Annotated in this window: 17 protein-coding genes, 1 tRNA gene and 1 riboswitch; of the genes, 13 read left to right on the top strand and 5 right to left on the bottom strand. The window is 34.8% G+C overall.

The features are described from left to right. The first annotated feature begins 118 nt into the window (after positions 1-118). Positions 119-1819 (top strand): M3 family oligoendopeptidase, encoded by a 1701-nt coding sequence (locus tag ACTND6_RS08655; protein WP_441023669.1) that lies wholly within the window; start codon positions 119-121, stop codon positions 1817-1819. 42 nt (positions 1820-1861) lie between these two features. Here the strand turns inward: ACTND6_RS08655 and ACTND6_RS08650 are convergent, their stop codons facing one another. From ACTND6_RS08650 to ACTND6_RS08640, 3 genes are read right to left on the bottom strand one after another with little or no spacing between them, the layout of a single operon-like run. Continuing rightward, positions 1862-2596, bottom strand: coding sequence for an ATP-binding cassette domain-containing protein (locus ACTND6_RS08650; protein ID WP_178175376.1), 735 nt, complete (start codon positions 2594-2596; stop codon positions 1862-1864). Continuing rightward, positions 2583-3374 carry an ABC transporter permease subunit gene (locus tag ACTND6_RS08645; protein ID WP_178175375.1) on the bottom strand — a complete coding sequence of 264 codons (792 nt, stop codon included), beginning with the start codon at positions 3372-3374 and terminating at the stop codon, positions 2583-2585. The genes ACTND6_RS08650 and ACTND6_RS08645 overlap by 14 nt, the downstream gene beginning before the upstream one ends. Positions 3375-3380: 6 nt before the next feature. Beyond that, the gene (locus ACTND6_RS08640) at positions 3381-4220 is read right to left on the bottom strand and encodes a transporter substrate-binding domain-containing protein (RefSeq protein WP_441023668.1); all 840 of its coding nucleotides are present in this window, start codon (positions 4218-4220) and stop codon (positions 3381-3383) included. A 69-nt stretch (positions 4221-4289) separates the two neighbouring features. After that, positions 4290-4457: riboswitch (Lysine riboswitch) on the bottom strand. Between the two features lie 68 nt (positions 4458-4525). Here ACTND6_RS08640 and truB point away from each other — a divergent pair. From truB to ACTND6_RS08580, 12 genes are all read left to right on the top strand, one after another. Then, on the top strand, positions 4526-5365 hold the full coding sequence (gene truB, locus ACTND6_RS08635; RefSeq protein ID WP_441023667.1) for a tRNA pseudouridine(55) synthase TruB: 840 nt from the start codon (positions 4526-4528) through the stop codon (positions 5363-5365). Continuing rightward, positions 5365-6291: a bifunctional riboflavin kinase/FAD synthetase gene (locus ACTND6_RS08630; RefSeq protein WP_441023666.1), complete on the top strand. Its 927-nt coding sequence runs from the start codon at positions 5365-5367 to the stop codon at positions 6289-6291. The genes truB and ACTND6_RS08630 overlap by 1 nt, the downstream gene beginning before the upstream one ends. Beyond that, positions 6284-7597 carry an NOL1/NOP2/sun family putative RNA methylase gene (locus tag ACTND6_RS08625; protein WP_441023665.1) on the top strand — a complete coding sequence of 438 codons (1314 nt, stop codon included), beginning with the start codon at positions 6284-6286 and terminating at the stop codon, positions 7595-7597. Before ACTND6_RS08630 ends, ACTND6_RS08625 begins: the two co-directional genes overlap by 8 nt. 6 nt (positions 7598-7603) lie before the next feature. After that, on the top strand, positions 7604-8974 hold the full coding sequence (locus tag ACTND6_RS08620; RefSeq protein ID WP_441023664.1) for a hypothetical protein: 1371 nt from the start codon (positions 7604-7606) through the stop codon (positions 8972-8974). A gap of 33 nt (positions 8975-9007) precedes the next feature. Next, positions 9008-9334: an Asp23/Gls24 family envelope stress response protein gene (locus tag ACTND6_RS08615; protein WP_178175370.1), complete on the top strand. Its 327-nt coding sequence runs from the start codon at positions 9008-9010 to the stop codon at positions 9332-9334. A 181-nt stretch (positions 9335-9515) separates the two neighbouring features. Then, complete coding sequence (gene infC, locus ACTND6_RS08610) at positions 9516-10064, top strand: translation initiation factor IF-3 (RefSeq protein ID WP_178175369.1); 549 nt, start codon at positions 9516-9518, stop codon at positions 10062-10064. A gap of 12 nt (positions 10065-10076) precedes the next feature. Continuing rightward, positions 10077-10298: a 50S ribosomal protein L35 gene (rpmI, locus tag ACTND6_RS08605; protein ID WP_178175368.1), complete on the top strand. Its 222-nt coding sequence runs from the start codon at positions 10077-10079 to the stop codon at positions 10296-10298. A gap of 17 nt (positions 10299-10315) precedes the next feature. Beyond that, positions 10316-10672: a 50S ribosomal protein L20 gene (gene rplT, locus ACTND6_RS08600; RefSeq protein WP_178175367.1), complete on the top strand. Its 357-nt coding sequence runs from the start codon at positions 10316-10318 to the stop codon at positions 10670-10672. Between the two features lie 35 nt (positions 10673-10707). Then, positions 10708-10781 (top strand) — tRNA-Glu (locus ACTND6_RS08595). Positions 10782-10840: 59 nt separating this feature from the next. Continuing rightward, a complete protein-coding gene (locus tag ACTND6_RS08590) occupies positions 10841-12076 on the top strand; it encodes a peptidoglycan bridge formation glycyltransferase FemA/FemB family protein (protein ID WP_441023663.1) in 1236 nt (411 codons plus the stop codon). A 247-nt stretch (positions 12077-12323) separates the two neighbouring features. Next, positions 12324-13553 carry a peptidoglycan bridge formation glycyltransferase FemA/FemB family protein gene (locus ACTND6_RS08585; protein ID WP_178175365.1) on the top strand — a complete coding sequence of 410 codons (1230 nt, stop codon included), beginning with the start codon at positions 12324-12326 and terminating at the stop codon, positions 13551-13553. Position 13554: 1 nt separating this feature from the next. Beyond that, positions 13555-14817, top strand: a complete 1263-nt coding sequence (locus tag ACTND6_RS08580; RefSeq protein WP_441023662.1) for a lipid II:glycine glycyltransferase FemX — start codon at positions 13555-13557, stop codon at positions 14815-14817. Between the two features lie 11 nt (positions 14818-14828). On the opposite strand, the gene ACTND6_RS08575 is transcribed toward ACTND6_RS08580, so the two are convergent. Then, positions 14829-16058 carry a peptidoglycan bridge formation glycyltransferase FemA/FemB family protein gene (locus ACTND6_RS08575; protein WP_320104369.1) on the bottom strand — a complete coding sequence of 410 codons (1230 nt, stop codon included), beginning with the start codon at positions 16056-16058 and terminating at the stop codon, positions 14829-14831. Between the two features lie 63 nt (positions 16059-16121). After that, a complete protein-coding gene (gene gltX, locus ACTND6_RS08570) occupies positions 16122-17576 on the bottom strand; it encodes a glutamate--tRNA ligase (protein ID WP_441023661.1) in 1455 nt (484 codons plus the stop codon). Between the last annotated feature and the right edge of the window lie 329 nt (positions 17577-17905).

Raw genomic sequence — 17905 nt, 5'->3', positions numbered from 1 at the left:
AATTCAGCACATCGATGCATGAAATATCCATAACCTATTGGCTTATATCAAAATAAGTATTTAAAAAATAGCTTATTTAAGCTAAAAAACATTTGACTTATTAGGGAGGTGATATAGTATGAAATTTGATGAGATGAAATATGAACGTCCTGATTTTGTATCCATGAGTCAGAAAATGAATGCGTATGTTGATCAGTTAGAACAGGCAGAAAATGCAGAAGCATTTTTAAAAACATTCTTTGCATTAAACAAAGAAAGAATTCATTTACAGACAATGATTATCTTGTGTCAGGTGCGTCATTCAATTAATACTGCAGATGCATTCTATGATGCTGAAAACAACTATTGGGATGAAACAACCCCAAAGTATGACAGTATTGATACAAGAATGATGAAAGCATGTATCAATGCTCCATTTAAAGAAGAATTGAAGAAAGAAATTCCAGAAACATTTTTCCAGCTGGGGGAATGTAAGCTGAAAGCATTTGATGAATCAATGATTCCAGAAATGATTGAAGAAAATAAACTCTGTACAGAATATGGAAAACTCAAAGCATCAGCACAGATTCCATTTGAAGATAAAATCTATAATTTATCTGAAATTGCGGCAGTATCTCAAGATCTTGATAGAAACCGTAGAAAGAATGCATATGATGCTAAAATGAAGTTTTATGCAGAGCATGAAGCAGAATTTGATCGTATCTATGATGATATGGTGAAAGTTCGTACGAAAATGGCGAAGAAGCTTGGTTTTAATGATTATGTAGAACTTGCCTACTATCGTATGAACCGTCTAGATTATGATAGAAAAATGGTAGCAGGGTATCGTAAACAGGTTTTAGATTACTGCACACCTTTAGCAAGCAAGATTATCGAAAAGCAGAGAGTTCGTTTAGGACTGGATGAAGTTGAATACTATGATTTTGATTTGCATTTTAAGAATGGAAATCCAAAACCAGCAGGAAGTAAAGATGCACTTGTTGCTTCTGCAGTAAAGATGTACCACGAAATGAGTGAAGAGACTGGCAAGTTCATCGATGTTATGAATGATAATGACTTGTGGGATCTTGAATCTCGCAAGAATAAAGAAATGGGTGGATATGAAACTGAAATTCCTGAATATCATGTTCCTTTTATCTTCTCTAATTTCAATGGTACTAGTGGAGATGTTGACGTATTAACACATGAAGCAGGGCATGCATTCCAGACATACATGGCAACAGATATTGAAATTCCTGATGTCTGCTGTCCAACAATGGAAAGTGCAGAAATTGATTCTATGAGTATGGAATTCTTTGCGTATCCTTGGATGGAACTGTTTTTCCATGAAAATGCAGAAAAGTATAAATATGATCATCTTTCTCATACAATTACATTCCTTCCATATGGTGTATTAGTGGACCATTACCAGGAAGAAGTATATACACATCCAGACTGGTCTATTGAAGAAAGAAAACAATGCTGGAGAAAACTGGAAAAGATGTATGTACCATTCAAAAAATATACAGGCTGCGATATTTTAGAAAGAGGCTGCTGGTGGTATCAGCAGAATCATATTTTCCAGTCACCTTTCTATTACATTGACTACACATTGGCACAGGTATGTGCGCAGCAGTTTTTCATCCGCAAAGATAAAAATGATGAAAACTACTGGAAGGATTATCTACACTTATTAAAGCTAGGCGGCACAAAATCTTTTACAAATCTATGCAAGGAAGCAAACATTAAAGTTCCATTTGAAGAGGGAACAATCAAAGAAATTATGGAATATCTAGATGAAAAGCTAGATTCTGTAGATGATTTAAAATTCAATGGATAAAAAAAGAGCTATATCAGTATGTTACTGGTATAGCTTTATTTCTTATTGTTTGTTTGTGAATGCTTTTAAGAATTCTTTTGTTCTTTCACTTACTGGATGATTGAATAAAGCATCTGGTGTACCTTGTTCTTCAATAACACCTTGATCCATAAATACAACGCGATCAGAAACATCTTTCGCAAAACTCATTTCATGCGTAACAATAATCATAGTAAGACCTTCTTTTGCAAGATCTTTCATGACATTTAATACTTCTCCAACCATTTCTGGATCTAATGCAGAAGTAGGTTCATCGAACAACATAAGTTTCGGATTCATGCATAATGCTCGCGCAATCGCAACTCTTTGCTTCTGACCACCAGAAATTTTAGAAACAGAAGCGTTCGCAAATGCATCCATACCTACTTTTTTGAGGTACATCATTGCTTTTTCTTTTGCTTCTTCTCTAGAAATCTTTAATACTTTCATCTGTGGAAGAATACAGTTTTCAATTACATTTTTATTGTTGAATAAATTGAACTGCTGGAAACACATGCCAACTTTAGCACGGTATGCATTGATATCTTTTGTGTGAAGAATATCTTCATCAAATACTTTAATAATTCCATCATCTGGCTTTTCCAGAAGATTGATGCATCTAAGAAGGGTGGATTTACCAGAACCGCTTCGTCCAATCAGACATACAACTTCACCTTCATTGACATTAAAGTCAACACCTTTGAGAACTTCAAGAGATCCAAAGCTTTTATGAATGTTATGAATTTCAACGAGAGACATAATCGCTGTTTGCTCCTTTCTGTTCTTTTACTTCAATGTATGAAATACTTCTTGGTTCTGTAGAACTCATTGGAAGTGAAACTGTTGTATCATTGTTGAGCTTCTTTTCGATAAGGTTCAGAATCAAAGCACAAACACTTGTTAAGATCAGATACATCATTGCTTCTATGAAGTATACAGTTGTGAACTGGAATGTTGATCCAGCAATAGATTTAGACTGGAACATCAATTCTGTAATAGAGATGATCATTAATACAGAAGAGTCCTTGATATTAACAATCAATTCGTTGCCAATTGCTGGGAAAGCATTCTTAATTGCCTGTGGCAATACAACAGAGAACATTGTCTGTGCGTTTGACATGCCTAAGCTGCGTGCTGCTTCTGTCTGACCGATATCTACTGCCTGAATTCCTGAACGAATGATTTCTGCCATATATGCGCCAGTATTGACTGTGATAACAAAGCAGGCAGCAGTGAAGTTATTCCAGTGAATGACATCTAACAATGCATAGTAGATAAATACTGCCTGTACCATCATTGGTGTACCACGGAAAATTGTGATATAAACAGTGATAATAAAATCGATGATCTTTTTGAAAATTCTAGAAGCTTTAGAAGAGGTGAGATCTAAGCGAATTGCTTTGATACCACCTACAACTAAACCAAGAATAAACCCACACCCCGTACCAATCAAGGCAATGATCATTGTTGTCCTAACACCTAGTAATAAGCTAGGTGCATATTTTGTGAGTATTTGAATAATTGCGTTTATATTCATGAATGATTATTCCTCGCTAGCAGGCTGACGATTGACAGCTTCTTCCATCCATGTGTTTCTTGTATCTGTATCAATTGTCTTTAACGCATCCTGTAAAGCATTTAATAATTCATCATCATTCTTACGTACTGCAATAGATACAGAAGTATCAGCTTTAAAACCCTTGCCCTCAGCAAATCTAACGACTGCTAAATCAGGATTTGCGGAAATAACACCATTAGCAACTGGAAGTTCACTTGTAACTGCATCCACAGATCCAGCCTGCAAAGCCTGAATTGCTGCTGGGAATGTTTCTGCAGCTGGCATATGATTTACACCAGGAATCTGATCAATAACTTCATCATAGATTGTATTCATCTGACCTTGTACTGTAGCACCCTTGAAATCTTCAAGGCCTGTTGCACTTGTATATTGAGAATCCTTTTTAACAATGAGTACTTCTTCAGATACATAGTATGGATCTGTGAAGTTGACCTGCTGCTTACGTTCATCTGTAGCTGTCATACCAGCAATGACTGCATCAATCTGATTGTTATTTAATGACAGAATCAGGTTATCCCAGTCAAGCTTAACGATTTCTACTTTCTTTCCAATCTTGTCAGCTAAATTCTTTGCAACAACGACGTCATATCCATCACAATAGTCGGCAGATGAGATTGGCTGTGTGTATTCGCCTTCCTTTGTTGTGGACCAGTTGAATGGCGCATAGTTACATTCCATACCAACTCTAAGTGTATCGCTGCTGTTTGATGAAGAAGCTGCTGTAGAAGTGGAAGGGTTAGATGCACATCCTGTTAATAAAGCTGCGCATGCAAGTACTGTTAAACTCTTTCTGATTGTGTTCATAATATTTTCCTCCTAGAAATTAAATAAAACCGTATGCGATATTACATACGGTTTCTAACTTCTATGTACGTATCTAATAGCGCCACTTCTTGTATGAAGGAGTGATATAGATATTTTCTATATCCCCACGCGAATCATTTGCCAATGACTGACGTTCGGCGATGATTGCCTTTCGCATGATTCAACGCCTGCCAGCTCCTCATGCTACTCATCTGCACCGCTACCTCTATATGCGATTTCATTTAATGACCAAAGTATACTACATAAATCGAACAAATCAACAATATTTTGTTATAATTTTTGTTATGGACGGAATTATTTTAGTAAAAAAACCAAAAGGTATGACTTCTTTTACTTGTGTTTCACAGGTAAAAAGACGTGTCAATGAAAGAAAAGCAGGACATTCAGGAACATTAGATCCAAATGCAGAAGGATTTATGATCATTGCATTAGGAAAATGTACAAAGTATTTACCATATTGCGTCAGCAATCATAAACATTATCAGGCAACATTTGCATTAGGGAAAAGATATGATACACAAGATGTATGGGGTGAAGCTGTAGAAGAAAAGGCACCATCTATGCATACACAGGAAGAATTAGATGCAATATGTCATTGTTTTACAGGAGTTATCCAGCAGGTTCCACCAATGTACAGTGCTTTAAAAAAAGATGGAAAGAAACTTTATGAATATGCTAGACAAGGCATTGAAGTAGAAAGAAAAGCAAGAGAAGTAGAAATATCTTCTCTTTCTGTAAAGAAACTAGATGAAAATCTATATGCGATGGATGCAGTTGTATCCAGTGGAACATATATTCGAACACTCATTGAAGACTATTGTAAAGCAATGGGTGAACTAGGCTATATGACTTCTTTAAATCGATGCGGTATTGAACATCTTACATTAGAAGATGCCATAGAAATAGAAGATGTGAATGAAAACAGTGGAATTGATCCATTCAAGGTATTTGATCCTTCCTGGCCAGTCTTAGAGTGTGATAGAGTTGAAGATGTCAAGAATGGAAAGAAGATAAAACTTAACACAGGTGAAAAACGTGTTATTCTAGTACATGGCTGTGAAATACTGGCAGCATATGAAAAGAAAGATGATGGGCTTTATCATAGCGTGAGAGGTTTGTTTTAATGCGTATTATTAAGATGGGAATTGATACAAAAAGAGTATATACAAATCCAATGTGTGCATGTATTGGATATTTTGATGGTATGCATAAAGGACATCAGCAATTGATTCGCCATACGATTGAAATGTCTAAAAGACTACATTGTGAATCTGCATTGATTACATTTGATCCAGATCCATGGGTAACTATCAAGCATATTAAAGATGTTAAGCACATTACTACAATGCGTGAAAGAATTAATCGTGCAGTAGAATATGGCATTCAGAATATTATTATTCTGCAGTTTACATCAGAATTTTCTCAATTGTCTCCAGAAGACTTTGTTAATGAAATTTTATCTAAAATTTCATTGAAGGGAATTGTTTGCGGGTTTGATTTTCATTATGGTGCAATGGGAAAAGGCAGTGCAGATACATTAAAACAGACAGAAGGTATTGAAGTAGATGTTGTAGAAGCCATTGAAGATGAAATGGGAAAGATTTCATCAACACGTATTTCTCAATGTATTGAAAGTGGAAATGTTGAAGAAGCAAATGCAATGCTTGGCTATCGTTTCCGTATCAGTGGAATCGTTGTACATGGAAGACATCAGGGACATGCCATTGGTTTTCCAACAGCGAATGTGCAATATGATTCAGAATACCTTCTTCCAAAAAGTGGTGTATATGCAGGATATGTCGTATTTGATAACAAGCGTTATGAAGCAATGATCAATCTTGGACATAATCCAACATTCAATTATAGAAATGATATGTCTTTAGAAGCACACATTTTAGATTTCAATCAAGAACTCTATGGAAGATACGTCGGTGTAGAGTTTGTCCGCTTTATTCGTGATGAAAAAAGATTTAATTCCAAAGGAAATCTAATCATGCAGCTTGAACAGGATATTTTGAATACAAAAAAGATACTAAAAGAATATGAATGAACAGTTTTTACTTCAAATGCAGCAGATCCTCAAAGATGAGTATCCGGCATATTTAGAAAGCTTGTCGAATCCTCCAACAAGAGGATTTCGTATCAATCCTTTAAAAACAAACGAAAAAGATTTCTTTGAGAAAGTGGATGTTTCTCATACAAAAAGTCCATATGCAAAATATGGATACTATACGGATGACAAAAAATATGGTTCTATGCCAGAATATGCTTCTGGTGCTTTTTACATGCAGGAAGCAAGTGCATCGAGTGCTGTGACTGTCATGGATCCAAAGGGTGGCGCAGTGATACTGGATATGTGTGCTGCACCAGGTTCAAAGACAACAGAAATTCTTGAACTATTAGAAAATCAAGGATTGCTTGTTTCAAATGAAATTGACAAGAAACGCAGTCATATCTTACTGGAAAATGTTGAAAGAAATGGTGCCAGCAATTGTATTGTTGTAAGCAATGATCCACTGCAGCTTGCAAAACAGTTTCCTGGCTTCTTTGATATGGTTTTATGTGATGCTCCATGCAGTGGAGAAGGAATGATGCGCAAAAATACAGAAGCTGTGGATCAATGGACACCACAGCTTGTAGAACATTGTGCTTCTGTTCAGAAAGAAGTTTTAGAAAGTGTATATACGTGTTTGAAAGCAGATGGTATTCTTCTGTATTCAACATGTACTTTGAATTTGAAGGAAAATGAATATCAGATCAAACAGTTTTTAGAACGTCATCCAGATATGCAGATGATGGATACAAATGTAAATTTTGGAAGACGCGCTTTGTGTGAAGAACATGACATTCAAAAAGCCATTCGCATCTATCCGATGGATCATGGTGAAGGACACTTTATCGCAAAAATGAAAAAGTGTTCTGTCACTGCACCGTGTTCTATCAAACAGCTAAAATCAGATTTAATTCCAAAGGAAATACTGTCTTTACTTAAAGATACAATAGAAGAAGTGTATCCATATCTGTATTTTAAGAATAACAGACTTTATGGTGGAACATATCCTTTTATTGATACAGGAAAATTACATTTATTAAGAAATCAGGTATATATTGGAGAAATGCTCAAGGGAAGATTTGAATTCTCTCATCATTTCTTTATGTCTTCATATTCTAAATTTAAAAACACTTATGAAATGAGTGATGAAGAAGTGAAAAGGTATATGCATGGTGAACAGATTTCAGCAAATGTTCAGAAAGGCTGGGTTGCGATGTGCTATCATGGTTTTGTAGTGGGTGGTGCAAAAAGTGATGGACATGCATTGAAAAACAAATATCCAAAAGCTTTTCGTACAAGATAGGTATATATGAACTTAGAATTATTTGATTTTATCGAAGATACACTTTCTTATTTTGAAAGAAAGAATCCTTCCTATGTATATGCACAGGGAAGAATTCTTGAAACATTTTCTCAATTGTATCCTTCAGAAAATACTGCAGTGATTCATTTACATACTCGTATTAAAAGTAAAGACAGCCTGAAGGAAAAAATGATACGAAATCATTTCTATCTGGATTATAAAACTCCACAGGAAGCAATTGATAACCTGCATGATCTTGTTGGAATTACGGTCGAATGTCGTTTTATTCGCAATGAACATGAATTGTATCGTTCCTTGTTTTCTTATTTTGAAAGACAGAAAACAGGTTATGCGGTATGCAAGGCAAATGAAAATCTATTTTTGGATCTTTCTCAGCCGCAGCCGCAGCTGCAAAGAAATGGATTCACGATTTATCGTTTAGATGGCTATTATCTGTTCAATGAGGAAAAAATCAATTATGAACTGCAGATCAAGTCACTTGTTCATAACTTCTGGAGCAACATTGAACATGAAGTTGTCTATAAAAATCCTGACTTTGTCATGTATGATCAATTCAACAAGGAAATGCTTGGTGCAATTCGAGATAATCTAGATGTTGTAGATCGACAGTTAGAAATCATGTATAAAGAAATCTCTAACCAGTCTCATCAGGCACAGATTGGAATGGATGAAAAAGGATTCAAGACATTTGTTGCTAGAAGCATCAATGAACTTGTGAATCGAAAGATGAAAGATTCCTTGGGATTTGCGACAGACTTTAAGAAGTGTTCTGCAATTCTTGCACAGTATATTTATGTAAGAGACTTTGTGAATGGCGAACACAATCAAGTGACAATGATTGATTACATGGAATTGTTGAATTACCTGAATGATTCAGAAATTGATTTCAAACAGAAAATTGAAATCAAACGAACATTCATACCAGAAGATCCATTTATTCGTAAAATGTCTGATTACTGGATCAATGAAATGAATCACAATTTCCTGTGGCATATTTTCTTCTGCATGTTATTTATTATCCGACCAGGAAATAATGAAGAAGATTTCATGGATTTTATCGATGTCATACGTATTTTAATCATCCAGCCTGGATGGTTCGCGGATTCGTTTATGAAAATGAGCGTAGAAGAAGGCGATAAAGTACGTGATATGCTGGAAGAAACATTAGCGAATGCACTCATTGATGCAAATACAATTGAAATTGTTCATGAAGATATGATGTATGAATGTATGCTTCGCTTCCGCAAAAAAGTAAATGCATTGGATTTATTGTATGATTCTTATGATGAATTGATGAAACAGGAAGCATCCATCCGTTCATCTCTATATCACGATATTTATACAATCTTTCATTGAAATCATGTATAATAACAAAGAAGAGGTAATCATATGGCACAAGATTATGTAGTATTAAATGAAACAGATGAAATGGGTGTTGTTGCAATGAACAAGGCAGTATTTAAGAGCATTGCGGAAATCAGCATCAATGATATTGAAAATGCAGTGAGAATTCCAGAAACAACATTTACAAAACCATTATCTGTAAAGATTGAAGAAAACAAGCTTCATATTACAGCTTTTATTAAGCTGAAGTATGGTGCAAATGTAAAAGCAACATGCGAACTTGTACAAAACAAGATTTATGAAAATATTGAATTTATGACAGGATTTAAAGCGGCAGATGTCACTGTAAATGTCGTGGATTTTGAAATTTAGTATTGACATATTTTAATACTTATAGTTTAATATTTAAGTAATTTAAAAAACGGAAAGAAGAAGCACATACTTCTCACCTGATGTTTATAAAACCTGGGTAAGTGGCCGATAAGATCGTATAGAACTTTTAGGCAGGTGCGGCTTTAGTATCTGCTTTTTAATATTATGACAGGAGGTTTGCTTGGGAAAGGTTAAATTTAACAAAAACAGACACAAAGAGCCTACAGATATTGTAAATGAGGCTATCCGTGACAGAGAAGTGCTCGTCATTGGATCTGATGGAACTCAGCTAGGTGTCATGTCACGTCGTGATGCATTACAGAAAGCATATGACGAAGATCTCGATTTGTTGTGCGTTGCACCTAATGCACAACCACCAGTATGTAAGATCATTGATTATGGACGCTATCGTTTTGAACAGCAGAAGAAAGAACGAGAAGCTAAGAAGAATCAACAGACTGCAGAAATGAAATCCTTACGTGTATCACCAGTAATCGATCAGCATGACTTTGATACAAAGGTTAAACGTGCAAAGGAATGGTTGAGCGATGGACAGAAGGTAAAGATTGACATGCGTTTTAGAGGACGTATGATCACTCGTCAGGAAGTTGGTAAACAGGTATTGGATAAGTTCACTGAGCAAGTCTCGGATGTTGCAGATGTAACAAAACCACCAATGTTGGAAGGGAATACTATGTCTGTTACATTCTCACCTAAGAAAGGAAAATAAAAGGAGATTGTTATGAAAGCAAAAGCTAGAAAGCCAAAGAAGATTAAAATGAAGACAAAAAAGACTTTCGCAAAACGTTCTAAGTTAACAGGAACAGGAAAGTTAAAGGTACAGCACAACTACGTATCACATTTCGCAGCAAATAAGACTCACAAGCAGAAGATGCATCTTGCTAAGTCTACTACTGCTCACAGCACAGATTTAAAGCGCGACAAGCAGCTTTTACAGGGTTAATAGGAGGCTAAGAAGAGATGAGAGTTAAAGGAAGTACACCTACACGTAACAGACGTAAGAAGGTTTTGAAACTCGCTAAGGGTTATTTTGGATCAAAACATCTTTTATACAGAACAGCCAATGAACAGGTAATGCGTTCTCTACGTTATTCCTACATTGGAAGAAAACAGACTAAGAGAGAAATGCGTAAACTTTGGATTGCTCGTATCAACGCAGCAGTTAGACAGTATGATTTATCATACTCCAAGTTCATGCATGGTTTAAAGCTTGCTAACATCAACGTTAACCGTAAGATGCTTTCTGAAATCGCTATTCATGATGAAAAGGGATTCAAGGATCTTGTTGACGCTGCTAAGGCTCAGTTAGAAAAGTAATTTACTAGAATGAGGGGAACCTCATTCTAATCTATGGTGCGTTGGTGAAGCGGCTTAACACATTGCCCTCTCAAGGCAACATTCACGGGTTCGAATCCCGTACGCATCACTTTTGAAATGGTAGAAATACCATTTTTTTGTTATAATTTCTATTACGAGGAAAATTCTATGACTTATACATTTCATCTAGATACAGATCCATTGCTCATGGACGATTTTGTAGAAAATCATGAACAAAACAGCTTATATCAATGTTCTAAATGGGCAGAAGTAAAAAATAACTGGGATCATTTTTTTACTTCATGCTTAGAAGGAGATAAAATTGTTGCTACAGCTTTAGTGCTGAAAAGAAAAATGCCATTTGGTAAATGTTTATTTTATATTCCACGTGGACCGGTTATGGATTATCACAATCCAGAGCTTGTTTCTTTTTTTCTGGACCATCTTGTTTCACTTGCAAAGCAGCATCATGCGATTGCATTGCGTTTTGATCCAAATGTTTTTTCAAGAAAATATCCATATAAAGAAAAAGATCAAGATCATCCATTAGAAAATGAAGATGTTATAGCCTTGTTAAAACAACATCATGCACAACATTCTGGATATACAATTAACATTGAAGAAACAACACAGCCACGTTTTAATGCTTCTATGACACCACAGGATTACATGAAACGTATTGATAAGAAAGTACGTCAATCGATTGCGACTTCTGAAAAGAAAGGTGCTCAATTTTATGAAGGACATCAGTATATCCATGAATTTGCACAGGCAATGAAATATACAGAACAAAGAAAAGGCGTAGCTTTAAGAAATGAAGAATACTTTAAAAGAATGGCGGATGTCTATGGCGAACAGTGTATTATTATGGTCGCAAAACTGAATTTTCCAAGACAGATTGCTTATTTAAATGAAACAATACAAAAAGCACAACATGATTTAGAAGCAACACCATATGAAAAACAAAAGAAGCAATTTCAAAAGACAATCGATAATGCTTTCAATGAATTATCCAAATTGAAAGAAGAATATGAGAAAGAAGGAAAGGATGAGATCATTCTTTCTGGTAAACTTGCAATCTTCAATAAGAATCGTATGGAATTTGTATACGCTGGCAACAACGCAGAATATTTAAGAATGCGTACGATTTATGCATTATATGGAAAGTATTTTGATATTGCTGAAGAAAAGAATATCCCGTATGTTTCGATGGGTGGAATTGAAGGAACACTGGATGATGGTTTAACAAAATTCAAGTCCAGCTGGTGCATGGATGTAGAAGAATATATTGGTGAATTCAATATTGTATTAGATCAAGTTGTTTATACGCTATTTGATAAAGTCTATCCATGGGTATTAAAGCAAAGTACAAGATTAAGAACAGGAAAAAGAAAGTTACAGTAAGACAGTGAGTACTACTGTAATTTTTTTATCAAACAGTACAGTCTTTTCGTATATACTTTGCTAACTGTACGATGAAATACTATGAAAATATCCATTATAAATGAAAGATATTTGTAATATTTTCTGAAAGTGACATGAATCTGAAAGCGCTTCTTTCAAAAAAAGTAAATAATTTATAAAATTTTAATATCATGTTTTCTTTCAAAGTACTATAATATTTCGCGCACAAAATGAAAGAAGGAAGAATATGAATTATCAATTTCATCTATCAACAGATGCATCACAATTTAATACATTTGTAATCCATAGTGATCAGAATAATCTATTCCAGTGTACACCATGGGCAGATGTTAAAAATAACTGGGAGCATTTATATGCTTCTGTAACAAATGAAGATAAAATCGTAGCTACCGCAATGGTATTGATTCGTTGCCTACCACTGCATAAAACACTATTCTATATTCCTCGTGGTCCTGTCATGGATTATGACAATCATGAACTTGTATCGTTTATGATTGAACATTTAAAGAAAGAAGCAAAGAAACGTCATGCGATCGTATTACGTTTTGATCCTGCAGTTCTTTCTTGCAAATATGCATATAAAGACCGTAATGAACAACATGAATTTCATCATCAGGATGTTATTGACTATTTAAAATCTATAGGCTGCAGACATAAAGGTTTTACAGTAAATATCAGTGAAGCAACACAGCCTCGTTTTAATGCAGAAATGGACGTTACACCTGATTATAGAGAGCATCTGGAGCATAAGACTGCAAAATGTATCCGTGCTGCAGAACATAAGGGAATTGAAGTCTATGAAGGAAAAGAATATATTCATGACTTTGCAAAAGCAATGCATTATACAGAAGTGCGTAAACAGATTGCATTAAGAAATGAAGATTACTTTAAAAATCTGATGGATGTATATGGAGATCATGCAATCTGTATGGTCACAAAACTAAACTTCAAAAAACAGCTAAAGAAGCTAGAAGAATCTATAAAGGATATTCAGACACAATTATCATCAGAAACAATCAAAAAGAAACAAAAGAATCTTTTGCTGCAGCAATTGAAAAATGATGAATCTGAATATGATAAATTAAAGAAAGACTATGAAAGAGAAGGCAAGGATGAAGTAATTACCTGTGGTATTTTAGCAGTCTATAATGAATCTTTAATGGAATTATTCTATATGGGGAATAATCCTGACTATTTAAGAATGTATTCTAGCTATCTGCTATATGCAAAGTGCCTGGATCGTTGCGTTGATTTAGGAATTGAACATTGCAGTTTTGGCGGAATTGAAGGAACTTTGGATGATGGCTTGACATTGTTTAAATCTAACTGGATCATGAATGTGGAAGAGTATATTGGTGAATTCAATGTTGTATTAGATCCATTCATGTATAAGATGTTTGATGAAATCTATCCAAAAGTACAATCACTCAGTGCTAAAATAAGAGGCAGGAGTTAATATGAAGTTTATTGAAAATGTAGAGAAAGATAGATTTAATGCTTTCGCAATCAATCATCCATTAAATCATTATTCAAAAACGAGTTACTTTATAGATTTTAAAAAGCCTGAATTTTATGATGGTGATCTTTTAGGTGTTGAAGATGATGAAGGAAATTTGATTGCGACTGCCTTAATGCTTCATAAAAAAACAAAGTTTCCATTTTCTCAATTTTCTTATATCCAGTATGGATTTAATCTAGATTATGAAAATAAAGAGCTATTAGAATTTTTTATGAACGAATTAAAAGAATATGCGAAAAGGAAGGGTTCTTTCTTTTTACGTATTGATCCAAATATTACAAGACTTGAACATGAAAAAGATGGAAAGATCAAAGAAAATGGTTTTAATCATGAATATGTAACTGCTTTATTCCAGAAATGTGGATATACACACCTTGGATATAACTATGGCTACAGTGGAAACTGGATGTCTCGATATACATATCGATTAGACTTGGATCAGCCTTTGAATAAAGTCTTAAAAGGCATTAAAAGATGCTCTCAGTACAATAATAAAAATGAACAGAGAGATGTACATGTACATAAGGCAGCAATAGATGAATTACCTGTTCTTTGTGAAGGACAGGAAGAACTTGCCAAAAAGCTTGGCTTTGAACCATATGGTCTAGCTTACTTTCAGAAACTATGGAAAAGTTATGCACCATATGTACATTATTATGTAGTTTCAACAAATTTTCATACAGCGAAATGCAATCTTGAAGCAATTGTTGAACAAGATGAAAACAAGCTGAAAACAATGAAGGATGAAAATAAAAAAGCACCAATCATAAAAAGTATTGATGCGATGAAAAAAGAAATCCAGGAAATTGTTGATCAAGGTTTAGATGTTGATCAACAGGTGGCATTAGGTGCAAAGTTTATCATTATGCAGGGTGTTAATGTATGGAATGTGAACATGTATACAAAAAAGACACTGATGAATTTTAGAGCCGCATTTGCACTACATCGCTATGCAATAGAAGATCTATACAATCAAGGAGCAAAAACATATGACTTTGAAGGAATTTCAGGTTCATTAGATCCAAAAGACGAATATTATGGTCAACAAGACTTTAAGAAGAGTTTTGGTGGAGACTTCTTAGAATTTCTGGGGGAATTTGATGCGGTATTTGATCAAAAAAAATATGACCTGTGGTTTAAAACAGATCATATGTATCGTAGAGTGCGCAGAAAATTAAGATATATCTTTAACAAAAAGTAAGCAATGTCTGCTTACTTTTTCTTATATCTGACTGCCCAGTACTTTCTTTTCACATGGTTGATTGCACGCTTTTCAAAGCGGAAACGCTTCATTCTTGACTCGTTGCGTACGTAGTCAAACTCACCAATTCTTTCGATGTATTCAGGCCCGAATGAGCTCTTATAGACGTATAGACCATATTCTGGATCATCTTCTGTTGTGACTCCAGAAAAGCCAACCATATCGTAATCTGTAACGCCATGGTCATACATATCACACATTGCAAAGTAATGCAGGTTATCAACTGGACGGATGAAGTTGAATTCCTGGTGATCATTGTATGTATATAGATCCCAGCTTTTATTCGCAAAACGAATAAATAGACCACAGGCAATCACTGCAGTATCGCCATGTTTATCTCTCAGCTGTTTTGCACGTTCAATATTGTTTAATGCGGCTTCTTTTGCTTTTGCATCATTTTTATATTTCTTTGTTTCAAGCTCAGCGCTCATGCCATCGATCATGCCTTTTAAATCAATTGTTGTTTTGTAGAGAACACAATGTTCTTTAAAACAATCCATGAGATTTAAAAAGAATTGTCTGTTATGTGGTGCAAATCCATCGTTTTCACAAAGTTGATGTTCCAGACGCATTAAATCATCAATGTCATTTTCATTGCCGATTTCAGTAGATACATGCCATGTTTTATGACGGTTGATTGCTCTACGCCTTTGAGGAATAAAACGCTTGAATACTTCATCTTTACCGCAGGACAAATCAACAATTAAAGTATAGCGGTTTGTCCAGGAACCATTGTATGCATATCCATAACCTTTGTGTGTGTAGCCATCTTTTTTTAGATCTTCAGTAACACATTCATTATTGAAACCTTCTAGAACATTTCCCTTAATATCATGAGGGCAGCGAACAACATTTGGATCAACTCTTAAAAATAAGACATTCTTTTCATCAGCATATTTTTTTAACAGGTTAAAAACTTCATTTCTTTCATTTGGGTTGTCATAGTTAATACAAGGTCCCCAGGGAATATATGCATATGGATGATGCAGCCAGCTGCCAAGTAATACCATTGCTGTACCGATTAAAGTATCTCCTTCATAAAAGCCTAGCATTTCATATTCTAAATGATCCGTTCTCTTTTTATATTCTCCCCACATGCTTGTTTTCATGTAATGGGAATATGGATGCTTTTCTACAAAAGCATCAAATAGATTTCTATCAGTAATCTTTTGGATTTTCATTATTTTACCTCGCATGAACTATTATATAACAAAGAAAAAGAAAAACCACAGCGTAGCTGTGGCTTATGCTTCTAATTGAGTAATAGAAGAATCTAGTCTTCTTAATGTTTCTTCTTTGCCTAGGATTGCGGCAATTTCAACAGCACCACCAGGTGTGAACTGCTTGCCAGTAATAGCTAAACGAAGAGGGAAGAGAATGATTCCATTCTTTACTTCCAGCTTCTTAGGCAATGCAAGAAGTGTTTCATGTAAAGCTTCTTCAGACCAGTCTGTCTGATTCTCTAAAGCTGTACGGCATTCCTTGAGTGCCATTAAAGCAACTTCCGGATTTGTTTTCATCTTCTTGTTGTTGTAGAGATCATTTTCGTATGCTGGGAATGTATCAAAGAAGTCTAGCATAGGTGGGATATCAACAAGTGTATCTGCTCTTTGCTGAACAACTTTTGCAATTGCCTTCTTATCAAAGTCACCCTTAACAGCTTCATCAATATATGGCTTTACTAATGCGTAATAAGAATCAAGATCCATATTACGCAGCCATACACCATTCATCCACTTTAATTTTTCTGGATCAAAGATTGCTCCAGAAGTACCAATATGTTTAACATCAAATGCCTGTACAAGTTCATCTAATGTAAAGATTTCTCTATCTTCACTTGGAGACCATCCTAGTAAAGCAATGTAGTTTAAGATTGCTTCAGGAAGGTAGCCTTTCTTTACAAGATCCTGGAAGGAAGCATCACCATTTCTCTTAGAAAGCTTGGAATGTTCATCCTTCATAACAGGTGGACAATGAATATATCTAGGAATATCCCAGCCAAATGCATTGTAAATGAGGTTGTACTTAGGAGAAGAGGATAAATATTCCATACCTCTAACAACATCAGTAATACCCATGAGATGGTCATCAATTACATTCGCAAAGTTATATGTAGGGAAACCATCACTTTTGATTAAGATCTGTTCATCTAATGTTTCGTTTTCAACAGTAATCTTTCCAAATACTTCGTCATCGAAAGAAGTTGTTCCTGTTTCTGGAATTGTCTGACGGATAACGTATGGCTCTCCATTCGCAATTCTCTTTTCACATTCTTCGATACTTAGATTCTTACATGGATCATCATATTTAAAGCTTTCACCACGTGCTTCCTGTAATTCACGCTGTGCATTGATCATTTCTTCATCACAGAAGCAATAATGAGCGCCGCCTAATTTGATTAATTCTTTTGCGTATTTTAAATAGAGACCGCTCTTAACTCTTTCAGACTGAATATAAGAACCGTAGTCACCACCAACATCTGGTCCTTCATCATGGTTTAATCCACAAGCTTTCAATGTGTCATAAATAATATCTGTAGCGCCTTCAACAAGTCTTCCCTGGTCTGTATCTTCAATACGAAGAATAAACACACCATTTGGATCTTTTTTCGCAACTAAATATGCATACAAAGCTGTTCTTAAGTTTCCAATATGCATGTATCCAGTTGGAGATGGTGCAAATCTAGTACGTAATGCCATATTTATCTTACTCCTTTTTATAAATGCTCAATTATTTTACTCTGAAAATGAAATGTATTCAATGTAAAATAGGGAAGCAATACTAGAAATAACTGATAATTCAGGGAAATTTATAAAAATAGTCTGGAGAAAAATCTTAAATGAATGAAACACTAATGATAATGTTCTGATAAAGTAATAGTATTCACAATCATGTTAGAAAAATACATTTATATAACAATACATAACTGACCACCTGATTCAAAAAAGTTCAGAAATCTCTTTAGTGTCCGCTTTTTAGTACAATAAAATCATATTGCTGGATATACACTTTAACTGCGAGGTAAAAG

Origin of the sequence: Bulleidia sp. HCP3S3_C9, assembly GCF_052064035.1 — a bacterium.
GTDB lineage: Bacteria > Bacillota_I > Bacilli_A > Erysipelotrichales > Erysipelotrichaceae > Bulleidia.
This window is presented reverse-complemented; position numbering and strand designations above follow the sequence as displayed.